Annotated in this window: 26 protein-coding genes and 1 pseudogene; 24 read left to right on the forward strand and 3 right to left on the reverse strand. The window is 25.2% G+C overall.

Annotation, left to right across the window (positions count from 1 at the left end; translation table 4 throughout):
- The first annotated feature begins 374 nt into the window (after positions 1-374).
- The 9 genes and pseudogenes from ACOBME_RS10000 (at position 375) to ACOBME_RS10040 (ending at position 7,328) form a co-directional block, all read left to right on the forward strand.
- A complete protein-coding gene (locus ACOBME_RS10000) occupies positions 375-524 on the forward strand; it encodes a hypothetical protein (RefSeq protein WP_004027793.1) in 150 nt (49 codons plus the stop codon).
- On the forward strand, positions 524-775 hold the full coding sequence (locus tag ACOBME_RS10005; RefSeq protein ID WP_040092696.1) for a hypothetical protein: 252 nt from the start codon (positions 524-526) through the stop codon (positions 773-775). Before ACOBME_RS10000 ends, ACOBME_RS10005 begins: the two co-directional genes overlap by 1 nt.
- Before the next feature lie 45 nt (positions 776-820).
- Positions 821-1,267, forward strand: coding sequence for a hypothetical protein (locus ACOBME_RS10010; RefSeq protein ID WP_419335132.1), 447 nt, complete (start codon positions 821-823; stop codon positions 1,265-1,267).
- 411 nt (positions 1,268-1,678) lie between these two features.
- The gene (locus ACOBME_RS10015) at positions 1,679-2,641 is read left to right on the forward strand and encodes a transposase (RefSeq protein ID WP_419334611.1); all 963 of its coding nucleotides are present in this window, start codon (positions 1,679-1,681) and stop codon (positions 2,639-2,641) included.
- Between the two features lie 361 nt (positions 2,642-3,002).
- Complete coding sequence (locus tag ACOBME_RS10020; RefSeq protein WP_338966047.1) at positions 3,003-3,434, forward strand: DUF3627 domain-containing protein; 432 nt, start codon at positions 3,003-3,005, stop codon at positions 3,432-3,434.
- A gap of 153 nt (positions 3,435-3,587) precedes the next feature.
- Positions 3,588-3,791 carry a DUF2649 family protein gene (locus ACOBME_RS10025; protein ID WP_338966050.1) on the forward strand — a complete coding sequence of 68 codons (204 nt, stop codon included), beginning with the start codon at positions 3,588-3,590 and terminating at the stop codon, positions 3,789-3,791.
- Positions 3,727-4,251, forward strand: a pseudogene (locus ACOBME_RS10030) (hypothetical protein); the annotation flags it as partial. The gene ACOBME_RS10025 and the pseudogene ACOBME_RS10030, both read left to right, overlap by 65 nt.
- A gap of 85 nt (positions 4,252-4,336) precedes the next feature.
- On the forward strand, positions 4,337-6,166 hold the full coding sequence (locus ACOBME_RS10035) for a hypothetical protein (protein ID WP_419335134.1): 1,830 nt from the start codon (positions 4,337-4,339) through the stop codon (positions 6,164-6,166).
- Positions 6,167-6,278: 112 nt separating this feature from the next.
- Positions 6,279-7,328: a hypothetical protein gene (locus tag ACOBME_RS10040; protein ID WP_338966054.1), complete on the forward strand. Its 1,050-nt coding sequence runs from the start codon at positions 6,279-6,281 to the stop codon at positions 7,326-7,328.
- A gap of 25 nt (positions 7,329-7,353) precedes the next feature.
- Here the strand turns inward: ACOBME_RS10040 and ACOBME_RS10045 are convergent, their stop codons facing one another.
- Together ACOBME_RS10045 and ACOBME_RS10050 are read right to left on the reverse strand one after the other, a co-directional pair.
- Positions 7,354-7,761: a lipoprotein gene (locus ACOBME_RS10045; RefSeq protein ID WP_338966057.1), complete on the reverse strand. Its 408-nt coding sequence runs from the start codon at positions 7,759-7,761 to the stop codon at positions 7,354-7,356.
- A gap of 83 nt (positions 7,762-7,844) precedes the next feature.
- On the reverse strand, positions 7,845-9,308 hold the full coding sequence (locus ACOBME_RS10050; protein ID WP_419335136.1) for a ribosome-inactivating family protein: 1,464 nt from the start codon (positions 9,306-9,308) through the stop codon (positions 7,845-7,847).
- 339 nt (positions 9,309-9,647) lie between these two features.
- Between ACOBME_RS10050 and ACOBME_RS10055 the strand changes: the two genes are divergently transcribed.
- The 3 genes from ACOBME_RS10055 to ACOBME_RS10065 are packed head-to-tail and all read left to right on the forward strand — an operon-like array spanning position 9,648 to position 11,669.
- Positions 9,648-10,109, forward strand: coding sequence for a hypothetical protein (locus ACOBME_RS10055; RefSeq protein ID WP_419335138.1), 462 nt, complete (start codon positions 9,648-9,650; stop codon positions 10,107-10,109).
- 15 nt (positions 10,110-10,124) lie between these two features.
- Entirely contained in the window at positions 10,125-11,489 is a 1,365-nt protein-coding gene (locus tag ACOBME_RS10060; protein ID WP_419335139.1) for a hypothetical protein, read from the forward strand.
- Positions 11,490-11,495: 6 nt separating this feature from the next.
- Entirely contained in the window at positions 11,496-11,669 is a 174-nt protein-coding gene (locus tag ACOBME_RS10065; RefSeq protein WP_419335141.1) for a hypothetical protein, read from the forward strand.
- A 179-nt stretch (positions 11,670-11,848) separates the two neighbouring features.
- Here the strand turns inward: ACOBME_RS10065 and ACOBME_RS10070 are convergent, their stop codons facing one another.
- Entirely contained in the window at positions 11,849-12,250 is a 402-nt protein-coding gene (locus ACOBME_RS10070; RefSeq protein WP_419335143.1) for a hypothetical protein, read from the reverse strand.
- Positions 12,251-12,308: 58 nt separating this feature from the next.
- Between ACOBME_RS10070 and ACOBME_RS10075 the strand changes: the two genes are divergently transcribed.
- From ACOBME_RS10075 to ACOBME_RS10130, 12 genes are all read left to right on the forward strand, one after another.
- A complete protein-coding gene (locus ACOBME_RS10075) occupies positions 12,309-12,593 on the forward strand; it encodes a hypothetical protein (protein ID WP_419335145.1) in 285 nt (94 codons plus the stop codon).
- A gap of 94 nt (positions 12,594-12,687) precedes the next feature.
- Positions 12,688-13,650: an IS1/IS1595 family N-terminal zinc-binding domain-containing protein gene (locus ACOBME_RS10080; RefSeq protein WP_338963247.1), complete on the forward strand. Its 963-nt coding sequence runs from the start codon at positions 12,688-12,690 to the stop codon at positions 13,648-13,650.
- 278 nt (positions 13,651-13,928) lie between these two features.
- A complete protein-coding gene (locus ACOBME_RS10085) occupies positions 13,929-15,248 on the forward strand; it encodes a DEAD/DEAH box helicase (protein ID WP_419335147.1) in 1,320 nt (439 codons plus the stop codon).
- Positions 15,249-15,526: 278 nt separating this feature from the next.
- Positions 15,527-16,216: a glycosyl hydrolase family 18 protein gene (locus ACOBME_RS10090; protein WP_419335149.1), complete on the forward strand. Its 690-nt coding sequence runs from the start codon at positions 15,527-15,529 to the stop codon at positions 16,214-16,216.
- A 46-nt stretch (positions 16,217-16,262) separates the two neighbouring features.
- Positions 16,263-17,225: an IS1/IS1595 family N-terminal zinc-binding domain-containing protein gene (locus ACOBME_RS10095; RefSeq protein WP_338963247.1), complete on the forward strand. Its 963-nt coding sequence runs from the start codon at positions 16,263-16,265 to the stop codon at positions 17,223-17,225.
- Between the two features lie 130 nt (positions 17,226-17,355).
- Positions 17,356-17,757: a glycoside hydrolase family 18 protein gene (locus ACOBME_RS10100; RefSeq protein WP_419335151.1), complete on the forward strand. Its 402-nt coding sequence runs from the start codon at positions 17,356-17,358 to the stop codon at positions 17,755-17,757.
- A 323-nt stretch (positions 17,758-18,080) separates the two neighbouring features.
- Complete coding sequence (locus tag ACOBME_RS10105; protein ID WP_338966068.1) at positions 18,081-18,308, forward strand: hypothetical protein; 228 nt, start codon at positions 18,081-18,083, stop codon at positions 18,306-18,308.
- Between the two features lie 248 nt (positions 18,309-18,556).
- Positions 18,557-19,537 carry a hypothetical protein gene (locus ACOBME_RS10110; RefSeq protein ID WP_338966070.1) on the forward strand — a complete coding sequence of 327 codons (981 nt, stop codon included), beginning with the start codon at positions 18,557-18,559 and terminating at the stop codon, positions 19,535-19,537.
- Positions 19,538-20,025: 488 nt separating this feature from the next.
- Complete coding sequence (locus ACOBME_RS10115; protein WP_338966072.1) at positions 20,026-20,181, forward strand: hypothetical protein; 156 nt, start codon at positions 20,026-20,028, stop codon at positions 20,179-20,181.
- A gap of 23 nt (positions 20,182-20,204) precedes the next feature.
- Positions 20,205-21,824: a helix-turn-helix domain-containing protein gene (locus tag ACOBME_RS10120; protein WP_419335154.1), complete on the forward strand. Its 1,620-nt coding sequence runs from the start codon at positions 20,205-20,207 to the stop codon at positions 21,822-21,824.
- A 218-nt stretch (positions 21,825-22,042) separates the two neighbouring features.
- Complete coding sequence (locus ACOBME_RS10125) at positions 22,043-22,330, forward strand: hypothetical protein (protein WP_419335156.1); 288 nt, start codon at positions 22,043-22,045, stop codon at positions 22,328-22,330.
- 208 nt (positions 22,331-22,538) lie between these two features.
- Positions 22,539-23,546 carry a hypothetical protein gene (locus ACOBME_RS10130; protein WP_338966079.1) on the forward strand — a complete coding sequence of 336 codons (1,008 nt, stop codon included), beginning with the start codon at positions 22,539-22,541 and terminating at the stop codon, positions 23,544-23,546.
- Positions 23,547-23,686: the final 140 nt, after the last annotated feature.

Below are 23,686 nucleotides of genomic sequence, written 5' to 3' on the forward strand. Positions count from 1 at the left end.
AAAAAATATTAAATAATTTTTTATGTCAAGTCCAAAATCATTATGTTTTATTAAATAATGATAATAAAAATTGATCACTTCAAAGTCTTAAAATAAAAAGGTATCGTGTAAGTTAAGTGCAACAAATCAACTCAGAAAGGAGTTGATTTTTTAATGGAAAGAAAACATTATTTTATTTTACGGTCCTTAGTAACTAAGTATGGAAAAGATAATGTTATTAATACGGCAAATAATATTGTAATTAATAATGAAAAAGAAGATGAATAAATTATCCGCGTAATTTATTAGCGGTAATTTATTCAATATAGTTTATTTTGAGCGTAGCTAACACGCGAAGCGTGCCGCGAAAATTAGATTTTTAGGAGGAATAAGTTATGCCAGTTTGATTAACGACAATTTTTAGTGTTGTTATTATATTAGGTATTTTTGCGTGAATTGGTTTATCAATTTATCAAAAAATTCGCCAAATTCGAGGAAAGAAAAAAGATAAAAAAGAAATTGAAAATAAGGAGGATAAAAAATAATGTTAGGTATGTATTTAACAACAGCAATTAATTTTTTAGCAGTTGGTGATAAACCTACTATTTCAGATGGAATGGGTTCTATTTGAAGTGGTTTAGGGCAAGCAATGATGAAAGTTAAAGAAGCAATTTATGCTGTATTACCACAATTAATGACCTTTTTAGGTGATGCGTGAATTATTTTAATTCCATTTGGTATTTTTGTTATCATTAAGATTTTAAACTTTTTCCGTGTTATGGTTAAAGGATTTTAATATTTATTATTACTGATCATATATCTTAGCTATGGCACACTAGCTTTGTTATTTGATTTATTAATTTTATATTTTCTATTAACGTTGTTAATAGTATTTTTCAGTGTGCCTTACTTATTTTTTATATATTTAACAATGTTATTAACAGTGTTTATTACAGTACATATACATTATTTAGACATTAGTATAACAGTGTTTATTACGGTAAAGGAGTATTTATGAAAAAAAATAAATGTTGGTAATTATGAAATATTTTCTCAAGAAGAGCGTAAAAATATTTTAGAGAAAGTAAAAAATTTTTATAAAAATATAATGCAAGATTTATTGGATGAAATTAAGATGAAAATTAAAACTATGCAAGCTACTTTAATTCAATTAAATGAGTATGAGATTCATCATGAATCCGTTAATATTATTCGAAAAGAAATGAATTTTTATCAACATATTGCAGAACATTTAGAAAGTGAAATGAGCAAAAATGGCAAATTATAAAACATATGATGATTTATTTGAAAAAACAAAATTGTATTGTGTCATCCGTAAAAAATATATAGAACTGGAATAATATGGAACTCAATATTTAGAAACACAAGAATGTGGCGATTGTGTGGAAAAAATAAGAAAAACTAATCCAAATTATTAAAAAGGAGAATAGATAATGTGAATTAAATACAATGGAAAAAGAATTAATTTAAGTAATAAAGATATTCAATTAGAACATACTACATTTACATTATTGGATTTGGATAAGTGGTGTGATTAATTATGTTAGGAATTTGAATATTTTTTATTAAGCGTAAATGTCAAATTTGTCATTCTATTTCTTTAATTTTGTCGAAAACTCTTGATATTTATAAAATATACCTAAAATTAGGTATATTTTTAATATATGGAGGTAAATAAATGATGAAAAAAATAATTACAGAATTAATAAATAGCTTAACAGATGATCAATTTTTAGAATTTTATGAAAAAATAAAACAACAAGCAGACTTAATTAAAAAACAAAAACGTTTAAATGAAATTGATCAAAAATTTAGAGATAAAGGCATTATATGTCCTAATTGCAAATCTTTTCATTGTGTTAAAAATGGTCATAATTCCGAAGGAAAACAAAAATATTTATGTAAAAAATGTCGTGCTAGTTTTGATGCATTTCGTCATCATTTTACTTATTGAAGTCATTTAAATTATGAACAGTGAAATTTATTAATTCAAATTTCATTGTTAGGACAATCTAGTAAAATAATTTCTCGTTTTATTAAAACAACCCCAAAAACCGCTTGATATAATCGACAAAAATTAATGCAATCAAAACAATTAGAAAATACACAGTTAAAATTTAAAAAATTAAATGGTCAAATCCAAATGGATGAAACATTTATTAAAGAAATTCATAAAGGCAATTTTAAAGATAAATTTGATAAACGAAAAACTCATCTCGATCCATTTTCAACTGATACCAAATGCTGTATTCAAATGGCAGTTGATAGCAATAATAATATTTTTGTTCAATCCACCAATACCAAAAGATTACAAAAACAATGGATTATTGAAAATATGAATAAGCAACTAATTAAAGAAAAATCAATAATTATTTCTGATATGCAACCACTATATTTATTAGTAGCAAAACAAACAAATTCTACTCTATATTCCACCAAAACTAGTACAAACCCTGATACTAGTTATCAAAAGTTAAATAAGATTAGTAAATTACAATCCAGTCTTAAAGAATCCTTAATTCATTATCATGGTTTGGGTTTCACTAATATTCAAAATTATTTAAAGCTCTGAAAATGAAAATACCAACACAAAGGTTTAACACCAAACCAACAATCAACGGTATTATATTTTAACGTTTAAAAAATTTAAAGCAAAATCATAATCTTACACAAAATTAGTTTTCAAATTGTCATATTGATGATTTTTTTTATTTCATCAAGAGTTTTCGACAAAATTAAAGTTCTATTTTGAATAGAAAATTTATTGGTAGTTTGTATTTTAAGTTAGCAGTGTAATAGAAAGCGAGTTGATTTGAGTAATGTATCAGAAACCAAATTATAATAAAAGTCCAAATCTGTTTAATACTATTAAAGTAATCAATATTGAGTGATTTATAAATTTTAATGGTTTTCAATCTTTTCGCAAAATAATTGAAAGTAAATGATTTGCTGGTATTGATACTAGAAAAAATGAGTTATATGTGTGAAAGTAAGGTGTTTTTATGAGTTTTTATAAGAAGAATATTAATGTAGAAAATTATTTTATTCGAAGAGAATTTATAGTTTTTCAAACTGATAAAGCTTCATTTATAAATTTGCCTAATCACAATAAACATATTGGTTTTTGATTAAGTAATAAGTTTGTTTACTTTAGTGAAAAACATTCTGATCAAGTAGCTATTAGTTTGATTTATGATAATTCTTATCCTATTGTAAAATATGATGAAAATTTAAAACAACATGATTGAAAATATTTAACTGGAGCAGAACTAATCAATTTGTATAATCAATACAAACAAAATTATTTTACGCAAATGAAAAAAGCAATATTTCCTGGTGAACCTCAAAAAGTAAAAGCAACTAATAATAATCTAACAAATTGAAGTGATGAAAAAGTAGATAAATTAATTAATGATTTGAAAGACTTAAATTAAATGAGTTTATATGATTATTGAGTTCAATTTGTTAGTTATATTTTTGGTTCAAATGCTCCTGAATTTTTGTATGTTCTCTCGTTTGTATTATTTATTGTTTTATTTTTTGGTATGTTTTTTAAAATCATTCAAAAAATGTGAAGCTTTTAAATTATGCTAAAAGATTGAGAAAAATTAAAAGAGTTTTTTATTCATGTATTTTTGTTTATTGACAAATCTAACGTTGAAATTATTACAACTTGAAATTTAACTCAAAATGAATATTTAACCCTTATGATTGTTGTTTTAAATAATGAAAAAGTTTATATTTTTCTTAAAAAATTATTGTTATATCAGTGGCTCGATGCTTTTGTTTAGTTTAGTTGATTTATTATTTTGAATAATTTCATTAAATTATACCGGTTTAGTATTCTGATTATTGTTTGCTTTGCGGTGTGTTTATTTTGTTTGATGATTATGGAAAAATATTTTTTATCAGTTAAATGCTTTTCGTTTAGTAAATTTTGTTTGAGATAATCCGTTATCGGTAATTATTGGTAAGTTAGGGACGGGAAAAACATTACTTTTAACTTATTTGTCAGAAACAATGAAATTATTAACGGATAAAATTTATAGTAACTATCCATTAGAAGATGACAAAGTTAAAGTTTTAACATTTAAAAATTTAGATTTTACAGATAGAACAAAACCAGTTCCCCCAGATGATAGTGTTATTTTATTTGATGAAAGTTATTTATATATTGATGGAACTAGTCCCCGCGATGAGAAAAAAGTTCATAGTGGTAAAATTCCGTGAATTGTATTAGCTTTATATTTCATATATACCCGATACTGAAACAGGTTGAAAACCAAATAATGCCAAACCAAGTGATTATGGTAGTTATACAAGAATATTTGATAATATGGAAAGTACTATTGCGCAATGACAAGATAGTTTAAAAATAGTACAAAAATATAAAGGTGAAGAAATTAATATATTAATGATTGATGATTTTAATAAACAACCAATTAACTCAACTATATGAGCCAATAATGAAACACCTTTTGCGATAAAATTAAAAGATGAAAATAATAATGTTTATTGAAAATTAATTGATGGTGAAAAAATTTATGATGTTAATAAAATGTTAGAATACTTAAAGCAATATAAATTAAGTTATTTTATGAATAATGATAATAAAGCAGATAATTTTTATACAAAAGAAGTTAAAGTTGGTAAATATTGAGATGCTTATATGATTGATGATAGAAGTTCAATTCAATTTGGTGAGGTTAAATTTGAACAAGTATTTACTCAGCAATCAACTGAAAGACAATATACTTTATTAATTTTAGATGAAGATGCCGATAAATTAAATATTAATGATTATTATAATTTTTATACTGTATTTAATGATCGTGGATTAAATATTGGTGGTGGTGATATTAATTCTGCACCACAAGATAGACAATGATTATATCCATCAAATGTTATTAATTATTATTCACCTTATGATGGTAGTTTTTTATGACAAGAAATTACCTTTTCAAGTATTAATGACAAAATTAGTAATAGTGGTTTGGCAGTACGACAATTTATTCAGACCAGTGCTCCAGGGGAAGGTTATTGTTTCCCTAAAATAACTTATGATGAAAAACTAAATAAAGGTATTGTTGAATTAGATGAAGTTTTATTAAAAGACCCAGGTGTTAGAGCAACGGCAGTTAAATTTTATGGTAATCCTATCTTTTTTGATATGCCTGTTATTGGTCGGCCAATTATTAAAGGTCAATTTAATAAAAAAGTTATGAATTATCGTGATTTATTAATGTATAACATGTATCCTTGCCCACCTGACAAAGTAAATACTTATGCTGCTCCAGAATTAAGTTGATATAACGTTCAAGGTATTAAACCAACAATGATAACTGGTTTTAAAGATTGAAAGCAAGATATGGAAAGTAGATATGATTTTTGAAAACAGAAAAATAGTGAGGGAATTGTAATAACCGATAAAGCGAGTTCAACAGCAACTAATCCTACGGTTGGCACAACTATTCATAAAGAAGATAATGACTCTAAATTTTATTGGTCTAAAGATTGAAAAATAAAACCACCAAATAAAATAAAAGTAAATAGTGGAAATGTTGATAATATTATTAGTACACAAGCATCATCATATTTTAGAAGAAAAGATGAATTTGGTAATACAGTAGGATCTGTGCAAATTGAATATAATAAAATGGGTAAATGTAATGTTTGAGATATTTTAAATATGAATAATTTTATTAATCGCCAAATTACAGTATTACCTTTAAACTATACACAAAAATTAGTATTTAATCCTTTTACGATACCGGGTGGTGTTGGTAAATTCTTAAACTTTATTTCATTTGGTATTCCATGAGGATGAGTAATTAATCAAAATGAAAAAACTTGACCTAATTTTCAATGACTTAATGGTTTTATGAGTGCAAATATTTATAGTTTTTATAATGATGCATTTTGGTCTGAAAACTCAAAAGGTAAAGGTTATTTACCATTTGAAATATTTAGAGAACAAGGGAATGATAAAGTCGGTGCTATCTTTGGAGCAAATGCTACTAGTTTAGGTTTTACTACTTTATTAACTGATAAAATACAAGGCAATGTTTTAGAAAAAGATGGCAAACCAACTGAACGAATAACTTATTCAACTTATAATTTAAAACAATTAAACCCCAAAACTAATCGTACGTATATATTTAATTAATGAATTAGTAAGAGCAGTAGATGCACAAACACCAGTTAGTGATAGTGAAAAAGATAATGATTGCGAATTCTTACAAACACCAGATGGAACAAATTGTAGTTATATAATTGATATGTTTTCAATCCAAGCATTATATAAAGGTAATTTTGAAATTATCTTTTATGCTGATAATCCATATACAAATAATGAAGAAGATTATTTAAGATTATCAGTATGGAGTTTTAGAGGTAAAACAAAAAGTACATTAAATAATTATTTACGCGATATGACAACTAATTATAAAACTAGTTTCTTACTACCACACGACTTTGAAATACCAACATTTAATTACCCAAAATATGTTCTGCCACCAGTTCCATATAACTATAAACCTTATACAAAAGATATTATGCCTTCTGATTTAGTACCACCATTAAAAACTAAAATAATAGCACCAGCACAATGTAAAAATATAATTGAATATCCAGCAACTTTATTTTCTAATGAATTTAATGAAGGTTATTATGAAACTGAATTTGATTTAAGACAAATTGACCCAACAATTCAAAGTATTAGTAAATTTCAAGATGCTTATAAAACTATTGAAATAAGTAATCTAGGTAATTTACAGATTGAATGTGGACCGCCTGAAATAGATAATTTTATTCCTAATAGAAATATTAATTTATTAGAGGGTCAAAAATGTGACCATAATATTGGTTCATTAAACAACATTACTTTGCAAGAAAGTGGTCGTTCACAAACTGATAATGTTAATTTTGAAAATACAATAACTTTATATACAGATAATATAAATAATGATATTCAAACACTCACTACTGCTTATACTACTGGTTTACCTAGCGAAAACTATCAAAATATTTATAAAATTAATAATAAAGAATCATATATTACATTTTTATTACAAATAACATCTCTGTCAAATGAAGTTGATAATAAAATTAAAGAAACATATTTACAATCACATTATACTAATGATGTAAAATTAAAAATTAGATTTTCAAAAAAATTAAAACCAGAATTAAGATTTTTAGGTGGTGCTGGATATTGACCTTATTTTGGTAATGACAAAAATATAACAATAGACTTAAATGCTTTGGGTGTATTAGGTATGATAAATAATAGTGATAACCCAGTTAAAATTACAATTACACCAAGATAAAAAAAGAGATATTAAATCTCTTTTTTTATTCACCGTTAACTTTTAAATTACCTTTATCATCAATAATTAAATCAGGTTCTTGTGTATCTAAATTTCAACGATAAACTTTTATTCATAATGGAGACCAAGGTAAAGCAATATTAGTATATCGATTATTATTTAATCTTTTTGATAATTTTATATTATTAGAATTATCTTTATATATTATGTAGTACCATTTATTATCTACTACCTCACTAAATGGTTTTTCATGTTTTGCTATTCATTCTAAGTTGTCTCTGATTTCTTGATTAGCAGTATTTATTTTATTCTTTTCTTTTAGTTCTTTTAATTTTTCTGGTGTATATTCTACTATATTATCACAAGCTACTAAACTTGTTGTACTTGTTGCAATTAAAGTGATTGTTCCTAAAATGGCTAATATTTTTTTCATATTTAATTTCCTTCTTTTATAGTTTGTTAATTTAATTAAAAATGGAAATAAATTGAATTTATTCCCATCATAAGAAATTTTAATTATTTATTATTTAATATTCTTATATTTAAAAGAAAAGCCATTAAAGCTGGAGAAATTCTACTAGAATTATCATTAACACGATCGTAAAATTGCACACCATTATTCATATTATTTACTCGTCTTATAAATTCTTGACTCAGTGAACCTCAATTAGTTAATAAATTTGAGAAATAATTTCTCCATGAAATAGGATTATTATTACGTTGAATCGTACTAATTATATTGTTAAATCTAAGTGATTCTGAAGTAGCTAAAATTATACGCATTAAATTTGATGATATATTTATTCTTTGTTGATAGCTATTATTAAAAGACGCTAAAAATCGAAAAGAACTAAATAATGATTGTGAAGAAATATTAAGATCTCCGTCGGCGATTAGATTAGTATAACTTCCTCCAAAATTTAAATTAACATTAGTTAAATGCCTAATTCCTAAATTTGTTCTATAAGTACTATCTGAAAAATAATAATATGTTCCATGAGCACTAGTTTTTCTGCCATTATCTTCTCTTAATATAAATCCTTGAAGATATAAATTTGATCTATCAAAAACTAATTCAACAGTATTATTTAAATTAGATAAACCTTGAAATTGTATACCTATAATAAAATATCCATTTTGGTTAGTTAAACGGTAAGTGCCGTTCATTCTGCCAATTTGTTCTATTATTCTTTCTCTATTTAAATAATCTACAACACTAATTAAAGAATCATAATATTGACTAAGATTGTCATCTCATTCATCTATCACTAAATTTGGTGCATAGTTATTTTGATTATTATTGCTTGTTCGTCTAACTAATGGTCTACTTATTAAATTAGGAAATTTTTCTATTAAGGCACTTGATTCATATATTTTATTATTCATTATTATAAATTTTTCTGTTCATTCTCCTTCAGAAGTATTTCAAGTATAAAAATTATCTTGGCTATCATTTTTTACAAATCTTGTTTTATTTGCTACGGCCGATCATATTTTAATACTATATCCATTACTATAATGAATACCATTTTGTAAACCAAAATAATGTATAATAAATTTCATTGTGCCCGATCCACCAATTTCAATATTTTTAACTAATTGATTATTTTGATTTCTAATTTCAATTTTTTTATAATTTAAATAATTTGTATCAAAATATTCATCATCTCCAGAAAATATTATTTTTGAATAATCAAGATCAAGATAAACCTTGCCTCTTTCTTGGCCATTTGAACCTAATAAGCTTATTATTTCTTTTTTATTTTGCCCAAAACTACTAAAAGGTCGATTAATTTCTGTTACTTGTTGTCAAGTATTTCTTTTATTTCTTTTTAAACTTTCTAAATTATTTGTTTGTTGATAATTAATATCACTATTTTTGATAGTTTCTTCTCTTTGATAAGGATTAGCGGCAATTGTTGTTGGTACGGCACTTCCACTAATTGCTAATACGCTTAATAAACTAAGTAATTTTTTCATTACGTGTTTTTTCTCCTTTTCTTATCTTGAAACTATTTATTGAAATTTTTTATCAAGATTTACCTTCAGTATATATACAAGCAAAATTAGGAATTATTTTAAAATTTCATCTTGTTAAATACCCCTTATTACGCGTTTTAAAGGCTAAATTAGCAATCAAGCATATTAAGTTTAGTATTTATTAATAAAAAGTATTGTATTAGTAAACTATTAGTATATAATTAAATTAATGGTTTATCCTTTTAACAAAAAAGTAATTTACGGTTTATGCTTTCCGCCTTAAAAAGACTTATGCTGACTTGTTATTCGAACAAGAATAAAAAAAGAGAGGTTTATAAAATGGCACTTACAAAAGAACAATTAATCGAACAAGGTTTAAGTGAAGAAATAGCAGATAATATATTAAATGAATTTCATAATGAAACAAAACAAATTATTGAGGGAATACAAAAACGAAAAGATACTATTTCAAAAGAAGAGTATTTAAAAGTTGCTAATGAATTAGACGAATTAAAAGCATTTAAAGATGTTCCATCGACTAAAATTGAAGATATTAAAACTAATTTAGATAAAGTTAGTGGTAATTCTTTATCTGAAAAAATGCAAACTTTAAAAGAATTAAAACCTGATTTGTTTATACAAGAACAACCCTCAGTTTCGCCAACTAATTTTATTAAAGATATGATTGAAAAGTCGGTTGAAAATAAGAATGATGAAATTGAAACTATTAAAGAAAAAGGAGCATATACTCCTGAGGAAATTAAAAAATTAACTGATTATACACTTAAAAACCTTAGATAATAAGGGAGTGAAATTATGGCAACAATTAATTTGCCACAAGTACCTTTTAAATTACAAGGTAACACAACAGGTCAAAAAGCCTATGTTGATATGGTTAATGCTTTATTGCGTGGACCTTTATATAATGAATATGCAAGTATTATGCAGTATGCTACTGCAACCGCAGAACAAGTTGCTTGATTACCTAATGCAGGACAAGCACTATATAATTTAACTCATCGTGTGGTATGGCAAGATGATTATCCATTACCAAATGGTGGGACAACTCAAACAATGGGATTAACAAGAATTCCAGTTCCGATTGATAAGAGATTTAATTTAAAATTAATGAATGAGGCTTTTGACTTAGCATTAATAGAACAAAATATTAAAAATGGTTTTATTGCTGATGCTATTTCTAGTGTTGTACAAAATAAATTTGTTAATTTAGAATGTGAATTAATTCAGGCTATTTATGATTATTGTTTAGCAGATGGTCAATATGAAGTAATTCCATTTCGTAGTTATACAGCAGAAAATGCTGATGATGCAAATAAGGCATTTTTTACATTAAATGAAACTTTGATTGAATTAACTAATCAAATTAGTAATTTATATTTTGGATTACCAACAGATAAAATGTTTATGGTTTTAGGTCTTAGAGCCTATTTAGGATTAACACCTGCGTATTTAAAAGTAATTGGTTCACAAGCCCAATTAAAAGCAATGGTTAATGGTGAATTATATGAAAATACTGCAATGGGTATTCCTGTATCTAAAAGTTTTCATTTAGAAAAAACATATACAAAAGGACAAGTTAACCGTGATAAAGGTTATAATTTTACTAATGTAAATGGTTTAATTATTAATAAACAAGTATGAGCATATCCAATTAATATGGATACTATTCAACAAGTTTTAGATAATGATACTGCTAACCCTAAATGAATTGGTAAAGTACAATATGCAACACCAACTATTTTATATCCAAAAACATGTAAAATTATTTTAGAAAAAGCACCTACACAAGCAGAAATTAATACTGCTAAAAGTAATCTTAATAAAACATTTAGAGTTTCTGTTGATTATGTAATTCCATCATCAAATAAAATTGATATTAGTGGGATTAATAAATTAGATAAACCAACTATTCATGTTGACGATCCAACTCAAACAACAGCCGAACAATTAAAACCACAATTTAAAGCTGTCGTTTTAAAAGCAGTTAAAGCCATAGATAGTTCTTTAACTGAGAATGATTATGATTACTTTATTGAAGCTAAGGGTGAAGATTGACCAATTAATATTACAAATGATAAAACTGTTGAAGTTCAAATTGAGGGTAAAAACAATGCTACTGGTCAAACAAATCCAATTGATGTAGTAATTAAAAATTCTTAATAAACAATGAACTTACTAATTTTACGAGTTTTAACTTTATTAGTATCTAATTTAGAAAATAAACCTTTAATAAGTAAATTTGTAAATTTAATTAATAGAGTTAATCAAGTTCAAAATAAAGTATTAAAACCAATTAATTATATTACTGATAAATATAATAAAATTACAAGTAAAGTTTAAGATATTTATTAGTGATTAAATCCATTTACTTATTTAGATTTAATTAAAAAAGGTCATAAAAAAGAAATACAACAAATATTAAGTCAATTAGAAAAAGATAATAATATTAAAAATAGAGAACAATTTAAAAATGAAAATTATATAAATACTAATTGACAACATTTAAATAGTAGTTGACTTTATAGTGGTATGTTTAATATTACAAATAAATTACCTATTAATTTTTGTTTATTAGTTATTTGAAAAAATCCTTTTTTACATCAACTACTAGATAATATAGTTCAATTACTTTCTGTCGGTGTTAATGATTTTACAATTTCTTTATATTTATTTTTATCTAAAAAACTAATATCTTTAAATAATTGTATTTCTAAACTTTTAGGTATTTTTGCTAATAAATCACTTAATATATTTGGGTTTAAATAATATTGTATTTGTGCTAATTGATGCTTAATATCTTTAATAATTTGTAAAATTGCTTTTATTTTAGAATTACCATATTTTTCTAATAATTTTATAATTCTTATTGCTATTTTTGGATTTTCTAAAATACTAGTAATTAATGTTAATAATTTTCACATTTTTTGACACTCTCCTTATGGTGATTATATAATGGGTGATGTAAAAAGAGGTGTAAAAATGGATAATAAACAAGAAATAAATTTTAAAGAATTAATTAATAAACCGGAATATTTAAGTTATTTAGAACAAGGAAAATATCCAATATTATCAGAACAAAAATATTATATTGATATTCCTTGAATTGTTGCTAATAGAAAAGCGGCTCCGTTAACTATTGGACAAGGCTTAATGTTTAATTGTGATAATGATGATACACAAGATTGGATAGAAGAATGATATGAAAAAAACTATGTTTATTTTAAATTATATCAAAATGAATTAGCTAATAGCTTAATTTACTAAATTATGTTAATTTTCTTTAATTTTGTCGAAAACTCTTGATATTTATAAAATATACCTAAAATTAGGTATATTTTTAATATATAGAGGTAAATAAATGATGAAAAAAATAATTACAGAATTAATAAATAGCTTAACAGATGATCAATTTTTAGAATTTTATGAAAAAATAAAACAACAAGCAGACTTAATTAAAAAACAAAAACGTTTAAATGAAATTGATCAAAAATTTAGAGATAAAGGCATTATATGTCCTAATTGCAAATCTTTTCATTGTGTTAAAAATGGTCATAATTCCGAAGGAAAACAAAAATATTTATGTAAAAAATGTCGTGCTAGTTTTGATGCATTTCGTCATCATTTTACTTATTGAAGTCATTTAAATTATGAACAGTGAAATTTATTAATTCAAATTTCATTGTTAGGACAATCTAGTAAAATAATTTCTCGTTTTATTAAAACAACCCCAAAAACCGCTTGATATAATCGACAAAAATTAATGCAATCAAAACAATTAGAAAATACACAGTTAAAATTTAAAAAATTAAATGGTCAAATCCAAATGGATGAAACATTTATTAAAGAAATTCATAAAGGCAATTTTAAAGATAAATTTGATAAACGAAAAACTCATCTCGATCCATTTTCAACTGATACCAAATGCTGTATTCAAATGGCAGTTGATAGCAATAATAATATTTTTGTTCAATCCACCAATACCAAAAGATTACAAAAACAATGGATTATTGAAAATATGAATAAGCAACTAATTAAAGAAAAATCAATAATTATTTCTGATATGCAACCACTATATTTATTAGTAGCAAAACAAACAAATTCTACTCTATATTCCACCAAAACTAGTACAAACCCTGATACTAGTTATCAAAAGTTAAATAAGATTAGTAAATTACAATCCAGTCTTAAAGAAGCCTTAATTCATTATCATGGTTTGGGTTTCACTAATATTCAAAATTATTTAAAGCTCTGAAAATGAAAATACCAACACAAAGGTTTAACACCAAACCAACAATCAACGGTATTATATTTTAACGTTTAAAAAATTTAAAGCAAAATCATAATCTTACACAAAATTAGTTTTCAAATTGTCATATTGATGATTTTTTTTATTTCATCAAGAGTTTTCGACAAAATTAAAGATTTAATCTAACATCTAATCCAAAATGCTTGGTTTTTTCGTTATTTTAGGATATACTTATTAGGTTGTTAAACTTTAATTTATTCTGTTATCCAAAATAATGCCAATATGTGAATTCAACAGTCGTAATGTTAAAAAACAACTAAACTATTTTATACTAACTATTTAAAGGAGACTAAATGAATTTTAATACACTAAATTTATCCCCAGCTTTAGAACGAATGATTACTAAGATGGGATATACCAATTTAACGGAAATCCAAGAGAAAGCTATTCCAGTTGCATTAAATAATCAAGATATTATTGGGAAGAGTCATACCGGAACTGGTAAAACAGCAGCTTTTCTTTTACCAATTTTGCAAAGACTAGACCCACAATTAAAACGGCCACAAGCTATTATTTTATGTCCAACAAGAGAATTGGCAATGCAAGTAATTGATCAGGTTCGAAAATTTGCAACTTATTTAGAAGGGGTTAATGCAACATTATTATGTGGTGGTTCTCATTTACAACGTCAAATTTATTCATTACGAAAAAGTAACATTGTTGTTGGAACACCAGGACGAATTGCTGATCATATTAACCGTAATACATTACGATTGAACACAATTAAAACAATTGTTTTAGATGAAGCAGATGAAATGCTAAAAATGGGTTTTAAAACCGAACTTGATAAGGTGTTTGAGAATGCTCCTAAAAAATATCAAACATTATTATTTTCAGCAACAATGCCAAAACAAGTGCTAGAAATTGCTAATAAATATCAAAATAATCCTGTTGAAATTGTTGTAACAAAAAATGCTACCGAACAAAATAATATTACCCAGTATTATGTTGATGCAATTTCTTATCGTAAAGAAGATGTGATAATTGCTTTATATAAGAATTTACAACCAAAACGAAGCATTATTTTTTCTAATACAAAAGCTTTTACTGATAAAATTGCTAAAATGCTTGCAACAATTGGAATTACTAGTTGCGTTATTAACGGTGATAAGCGCCAACGTGAACGATTGCAAGCAATGCGATCATTTCGAGAAGGAAAAGCAACGGTATTAGTTGCAACTGATGTTGCTGCACGGGGAATTGATATTGATCAAATTGATTATGTTTTTAATTATGATATTCCAACAGAACGAGAAAGTTATATTCACCGCATTGGTCGCACAGCCCGCGCAGGTGCGACAGGTGTGGCAGTAACGATTGTTTCTAATCGCAATGATTTAAATGAAATTAAACATTTAGCACAATATCAAAAGAAAAAAATTGAACTATTTGATATTACTGGCTATGATTTAAAAGAAAAAACAAAAGAATCAAAAAATTTTGGTGGGAATTACAAACAGGCAGATTCTAAACAAAAAAATAATAATAGTAAATATCATAATTCTTATAAAACTGATCGTGGTAACTTTAATAATAGTAATGCCCCACAATTTGGAAAAAATAACAAAAGAAAAAATAAAAAATTTTCAAAAAACAAATCAAAATTTAACTAAATTTTAATGAAAACAAAGAGGATCCTCCTCTTTTTTATATATAGTTGATTGATTTTTAATTTGTAAAAAACAATAAATTATTATAGAATTATGCTACATCTGTTGAAAAGAACCGTTAGGGAGAATAATAAAAAATAAAAAAACTATTAACTATTTTAAGTGCGATTTTTTTAAGCAGCACAACAACTATTACATTATATGGTTGTAAAAATACTGGTGATTATCAAAATGAAATAATTTTTCTTAATAAAATTATCAAAAACCAAGATTTAGGAATTTTGGCAAATAGCAATTCCACAACAATTTTTGCTAGTTTAAAAAAAGCAAATCCGAATCTTATTTTAGAAGAGATTGAAATCAAATTAGGGTCGGTGACTAATAAATCGGTTATTATTCAAGCTATTAAGAACTCAACAATGTATCAAGGGGAAGTTAAAGTTAATTTTCGGATTAATAACGAAGGTACAGAACAAAATGATAATTTACTAATTGGTTATTGATACGAATGAGGTGGCACAAATCAACAAAAGCTAGAATTATGAGAAATTGATGCAAGGTATAATGTAATTATTGTATCCTTTCTTTATACTGATCAACCATATCAAATGCCAACTTTTGTTGCTCAAAATCCAGTTAATTTAAAGAAGGGGATTAAAGTACAACATGAAAAAGGCCATAAAGTTTTGATTTCAATGGGTGGTCAAACTGGGAATAGTATGCGTTTTCGTCAAAACCAAAAAGATGATTTAAAAAAAGCATTTAAAAGTGTTGTTAATGAATATGAATTTGATGGGGTTGATATTGATTGAGAAGGAGAATGTTTACAAGATAACGAATCAAAACAAACAACAGTTATTGCTTTAAAAGAAATTAAACAAGAATGACAAGCAACAAAAAAGAAAGAATTTTATATTACAATGGCCCCAGAATTTCCCTTTAATTTTGTCGAAAACTCTTGATATTTATAAAATATACCTAAAATTAGGTATATTTTTAATATATAGAGGTAAATAAATGATGAAAAAAATAATTACAGAATTAATAAATAGCTTAACAGATGATCAATTTTTAGAATTTTATGAAAAAATAAAACAACAAGCAGACTTAATTAAAAAACAAAAACGTTTAAATGAAATTGATCAAAAATTTAGAGATAAAGGCATTATATGTCCTAATTGCAAATCTTTTCATTGTGTTAAAAATGGTCATAATTCCGAAGGAAAACAAAAATATTTATGTAAAAAATGTCGTGCTAGTTTTGATGCATTTCGTCATCATTTTACTTATTGAAGTCATTTAAATTATGAACAGTGAAATTTATTAATTCAAATTTCATTGTTAGGACAATCTAGTAAAATAATTTCTCGTTTTATTAAAACAACCCCAAAAACCGCTTGATATAATCGACAAAAATTAATGCAATCAAAACAATTAGAAAATACACAGTTAAAATTTAAAAAATTAAATGGTCAAATCCAAATGGATGAAACATTTATTAAAGAAATTCATAAAGGCAATTTTAAAGATAAATTTGATAAACGAAAAACTCATCTCGATCCATTTTCAACTGATACCAAATGCTGTATTCAAATGGCAGTTGATAGCAATAATAATATTTTTGTTCAATCCACCAATACCAAAAGATTACAAAAACAATGGATTATTGAAAATATGAATAAGCAACTAATTAAAGAAAAATCAATAATTATTTCTGATATGCAACCACTATATTTATTAGTAGCAAAACAAACAAATTCTACTCTATATTCCACCAAAACTAGTACAAACCCTGATACTAGTTATCAAAAGTTAAATAAGATTAGTAAATTACAATCCAGTCTTAAAGAAGCCTTAATTCATTATCATGGTTTGGGTTTCACTAATATTCAAAATTATTTAAAGCTCTGAAAATGAAAATACCAACACAAAGGTTTAACACCAAACCAACAATCAACGGTATTATATTTTAACGTTTAAAAAATTTAAAGCAAAATCATAATCTTACACAAAATTAGTTTTCAAATTGTCATATTGATGATTTTTTTTATTTCATCAAGAGTTTTCGACAAAATTAAAGGAATTTCCTAATCTACGTAAAACATCAGCAATGTCTTATGAGATATTTCTGACCGTCTTAGCAGGATTCTATAATTGAATTCATCCGCAATTTTATAATGGTTGAGCTGATGGCGTTTTTGTTGATTCACAAGATGCGAAAAAATTGGGTCTAACTCCGGGGATGGTTATTAGTAATGATAATAATGAACTTCGTGGTGAATTTTATTATCTATTAATAAAATATATTACAACAGGTCAAAGCCAGTATAATAATTTTTTACAAATTGATGCTGATAAATTAGTAATTGGTGCATCAACAAGTGAACCAGCTGGTCGTGGCGCCGCGACAAAAGCAGCAATTAATCAAGCTTTTGTTTTATTAACAAAAAATAATATTATGATTCGTGGTCTGATACCCCAGTTGCTATTATTAGCAATCAACATACAGTAATAACACAAAAAGAAAACTCAGACAATATTTTATCAGCTAGTGCACAAGATATTAATATTAGTGCACATGCTGGAATTACTTTCCAATGATGATATACTAGCGATAGTCATTCTAGTGCAACCGTTGATTTAATTAATATTGATGATTATGCAACAAGTGTCAATGACTTTGTAACATTATTCCCAAAACTTAAACTTTCAAATACCATTGGAAATATTACCCAAAACTTCATTGGTTATTCAAATCCAATTTATCCATCGCCACATAATCAAGGAAACTTTAATAGTACTCCAATTGTGTTAAATACCTCTGATTTATTTAAAATGGGACAAACAGTTGATACTACTATTGGTCATTATAACTATTCAGATACATCAACAAGTGCGACTTCAGAATCACGTATTACAACAGGAATAAGTACTATTGCTGGAAAAACATTTTTAACAATGTATTGTATTTCAATTGCAAAAGGAAATGCTGGTCCATTTAGTCAATTTGTTTATAATACTGCTGACACAAACATTAATAAAGTAGAATTTTTAAGTGGCTAGTTATTAAATTAAAAAAAGCAATTATTATTGCTTTTTTTTTGCAAAATTAAGGTTAATTTTAGAATGTAAAAAATAAAACTATTTTTTGGTACAAATATTATATTTATTTATAAAAATGATAAATTATTAAATGATAATATTTAAATGTAGAGGCAGAGATAAGTAAACTAGAAAAAGATGGTTTTGGAGCAAAAACTAATTTTTAGTACTCTTATTTTGGCTATTTTAACATAAAAGTGGTAACAATTATGAAATTTTTATTTTCTGAAATTTGTTTAAAATGTCGACAAAGACTAAAACAGCAACTTATTCCATTGATTCAAAAAGAAACTAATCTTGTCTTAGAAGATGTTCTTTTTATCAAAATTAAGATGGATAGTAGTATTGGTGAACGTTATGATACAATTCGGCCATTAATTATTTTTAATTGTAATAATTTGATGTTTGGTGTTTTTGGCAAACGACAATTTTATCGTGATTTAATTACTAAAATTCCAAATTATAAATATCAAAATAACATTCTATATGTCTCAGGTAATTTTATTCTTAGTTTTCATAAGAAATATTCAAAAAATCTTAAAAATAATACTGAACATAAGTTTGGCAGTTGCACACCAGTTGATTTAAAATTAGATTTTAGTCAAAAACCATTAACATATGATTTATTATTACGTGATCCAGTCCTACAACCACAACTATTTGTAAAAGAATCACAAGAGTCTTTAAAGGTTAAACAACAAGCAAAAGTTAATTCTTCTTTTCAAAAGCCAAAGATTATAGAAAATAATGATCCATTTTCTGTTATTAGCAAAAATGAAATGCCATTAATGGCATTTCCAATCGTTAAAACAAATACCTTGAGATGGTCAAAATTAAATCCAGTTAAATGAAATTGAAATTTATTAATTGGTAAAATTCAATTATGAGTATTAATTGTTATTTTATTTTTTATTATACTAATTATTACTTTGGTTAGTGTTTTTTGTACGAAATTAATGCATAAAAATGCGCTTGAGGGTATTCAAATTTTACAATTAGGTAATAGTGGTATTGATAGTCTAAACGTATTACCAAGTGGTGATGTATATTTATCACAAGATAATGGGCAATTATACTATAGTAATGATCATAATATCCAAGGTAATTTAAAAACGCTTGGTTCAATTAGTGATCAAATTACACATATGAGTGTTAATCCAAATGGACAAATGATATGTGGGAACAAGTAGTGTCAAACAACATATAATTTAAAAAATGTTGCTTTACTTGATTATTATGATTTCAAAGTTAATGACACAGCGCATGTAACAAATCAGGAAATAACAGCAAAATATCAAGAATTATTATCAATAATAAAAAATATAATTGCTTGCGAATGAAAAGATAGTTATTTACAAGCGGGAATTGATTATTCTGTTACAATTCCAAGTTTAGTTCCTGGTGATTTAACAGATACATTTTTATCAGTTTATTTAAAAACATTAATATGACGAACAACTAATAGTAAACATATTACAATTATTCTATATAGTGTTGATAATGGCAATGATGCAACATTAAGTGGTTATGGTGATGCGGTTAGCTTTTGTGGAATTGATAAAACAAGACCATTAACAAACGAAGAATGTCAGTTAATTTATCAGTTTCTTAATAACACATTGCCCAAAGTATTTTTATTTCACAAAAGGTATACTATGCAAAACAAGGGAAAACAAATATGGAAAATGATTATACAATTGCTGTAAATGATATTGAACCAGGCCATCTTTTACCGTTTGATCAAATGACAATCAAATTTTCTGGTAATAAAACTGATCAAAATCCAAAGGCACGCATCAAGGGTTATTGCACTTGGCAAGTGAATTTTACTTAATGCTCTAATTGGGGGGGAAAATTATGCTTGATTATAAAGACCTAGAAATATTAGAATTAATTAAACTTTGAATTGATACACAATATAAAAAAGTTAAAGATTTTTTAAATGATAATAAAATGTCGAAAGGTTATTTTTATTATCATTTAAAACATATTAATAATTATTTGGTAACAAAAAACCTAATGTTAGATATTAATAATTTACAAAAATATGAGTTTCTACAGATTTATAATGTTATGGTTAATGAAACAAATGTTTTTATTACGGCAAAAAATCAACTTATTGTTTTTATGATTTTATTTGTAATTAATAAATACACTAAAATTAGCGAATTACGGAAAATTTTTGAAATTAGTGTTAGTAGTGTTTTTAAAAATATAGCAAAATTGAATCATATTTTAAGGGAACATCATACTGACATTGTAATTCGCAATAAAGGGGAAGGTTATTATTTAGATGGTAATTTGTTAACAATTCGCAGACTAATTGTTAATTTAGCAGTTTACATCAATAATAATCATAAAAGTAAAAATTTAATATTAAACTGTATGTTTTCAAAATTAAACCTAGAATATTCTGAAGATGCATATGATAAAATTTGTTATATTTTAACAAAATATTATGATCAAATTTTAATTATGGATTTAGATTTTAATACATATAGTTTAATTTTGTATTTTTTAATGTTATCAATTAAAAATGATCGAAAAGATTATAATCTTGAAGATAATTTTATTAAAAACCATTCATATTTTGATTTGCGATCATTTCAAATTGCTACGCAGATTATTAATGAATTACAAGAAACATTTGAAATAACATTCAATAATAGTCAATTTGAAAAATCTTTTTTAGGAATGTTAATGTTAAATCGATATGATATTTTACCAGAAGAAAATAGTGGTGATGAAGAAACATTACAAGTAAAAAAGGTTTTGTCCGAAATGTTAGATAATATGAATAATATTGGTTATTCAACAGATAAACAGTTAGCGCTTTCTGATTTATTAAGTCACGTATTGTTCTTTAAACAACAATGAAATTATTTTTTGTTTGATGATGCATCAATTGTTTTTAAACAAAATTTTATTAATCATAAAATTGAATATCAAAATTTATTTAAGTTATGTTATGATAATTTGGAAAATATTGAGTGCTGTATTAATAAAAAGTTATTACCACGGAATTACTTAGAATTTACCCTTGTTTTGTTGTCTTATGTTTATACATGACCAATTGTTAATCAACCAGCAATTCAAAAAGCAATTTTAGTTACTAATTTACAAGGGAATTTAATTAACTTATTGAAAGAAAAAGCAATTGAGGCCTTTCTAAGTTTAGCAATTATTGAAATTGTTCCGATGTTAAAATTTAATGAGAATAAAGAACAATACCTAGATTATTTAATTATTAGTGATAATAAAGACTTTTTAGCTGTTAATGCTGGAATATATTTTAGTTTAGATATGGTTGAGGATAATATGGCAGGATTAAACCTTAATAATTTTATTTTTAATGACTTTCAAACAAATAGTAATATTAAACTGTTAATCCAAAAAATATTAGACAGTAAAATTAATAAAAAACATAAAATTGAAGCGTTATTACAATTAACACTAAAAAATGATTTTAAAAAATAAAAGTTATATTAAATTCTAAGATGTATTTCAATTTATAAATATACTAATATATTTTCTGTGAAAAAATAATCTGGAACTTAATACAAAGGGAGAAATCAAAATAAATGGAAGAAATCAAAAAAGAACCACTTAGTAAGAAACAAAAATTTGTTAATTTTTTTACGCATGGTTTAAATAAAAAATTAAAATAAAATTACTAAATTAAAAGGGGACTACTTATGGGAAAACAACATTCGATGAAATTATCAGAGCCAGAAATTCGCGCAATTTGAGATAACACTGCTCGTGGTGGGGGGCGTAATAATTTATTATTTCGCCGCGATATTGCCGGAGCATTTATTAAACTTGGTGAATTAAACAAAGAAATAGAATTTGGGTGAGTTATTGAACCATTATTGCCATTAGAAAAAGGTGGTAAATTAGAGGTTAATAATTGTTTTGCAATGCATTGAAAAAATGCTAAAGTTCGTCGTGGGTCATTAAATGATTGAAAAGCAGCGGTCTAAGGGGTTACAAAAACAGATAACAAAAAGGAATTCCAAAAACCAATTAATATTAAAAGTGATAAAATTATTAAAGCAACAATTATGAAAGTTACGGAAGCACACCCAATTTGAGAAAAAAGATAAATTAATCTTGTATTTATGGAAAAAATAATATAATATTAATTATAAAATACCGAAAATGATATTTTTGGTAAAGGAGATAGTGGGAATGAAAAAATTGTTAAGTGTTTTTACTGCAGTTGGCATTTTAGCTATTTCAGTAACATGAGTTGCTGGTTGCAGTCCAGTTCTTGACTTACCTTATATTTCAAATAATAAAATTTCAGAAAATACAAAGAAAGCAATTAATAATGCTGTTTTAAGTAATGACAAAGATGCTAAAATTAAGTCATTATTTGATTATAATCTTGATGAGTGATCAAATCCTAACTTTGAACCAGTTAAAAATATTATGACGGTAAAGTTAAGTTCACATAATCTATTTAATCAAGCACAGCAATATTTAGCAATGCAACAAAAGTTGAATAATAATGTAGCAATCAAAAAAGATACTTTAGAATATATGCAGAAAAGTTTATTATCTTCGTATGATATGATTAGTCAACCGTGACCAAAAGTTGTTGAAAAATATAATTGATATTTAGACGCCAAAAGTAAAAATCAAACCGTGAGTGATTTAAATCAATTAGTAAATTATTTTGGTGGTAGTTCTTGAAACAAAAATTTAATTGATAAAAAACGTTGATTATATGTTGACCAAGTTCGTAGTAATAATCCAAATGATTGATTTAAAGATGCTCATACGTGATCATTAAATCCAAAGAGTGCACGTTATAATGGAAATACTAAATTTGATCAAGGGATTTTTTATCATATCTTACTTAATACTTTTTTAACAGAAGTTAACAATGAATATAATGTTAAATTAAGAGCAATTTGAAATGAAAATGATAGTCAAAATATTATTAGTCCAGATATTGCGGGGATTACGTTTGCTTTTACAACATGAGATCCAAACAAGTGAACAAAATACTTTGTTGATGGACACCCAATCGTTGAAAGTAATGCCAATATTTTTGAAAACTTACCAATTTTACCAATTGAGCAAACAGTTGGTGTTAAATTAGTTGTTGCTGACATTTATGGACGTATTTCAAGTTATCTTATTGGAAACTTTGTTATTTCTAGTTTATTAGGTTTACATAGTGAGAATTAGTTTTAATATGAAAAAAGAGACTAAGTCTCTTTTTTCGTTGATAATTAAATTTGATGTTTTTATCTTAAAAATAGTTAGGTAATACTGGAGAAAATCCTAGCGTTATGGTATTTAATTTAAGCAAATTTCTTGCGATAAGT

Origin of the sequence: Spiroplasma endosymbiont of Sarcophaga variegata (genome assembly GCF_965178695.1) — a bacterium.
In the GTDB taxonomy this organism is placed as follows: Bacteria; Bacillota_I; Bacilli_A; order Mycoplasmatales; family Mycoplasmataceae; genus Spiroplasma; species Spiroplasma poulsonii.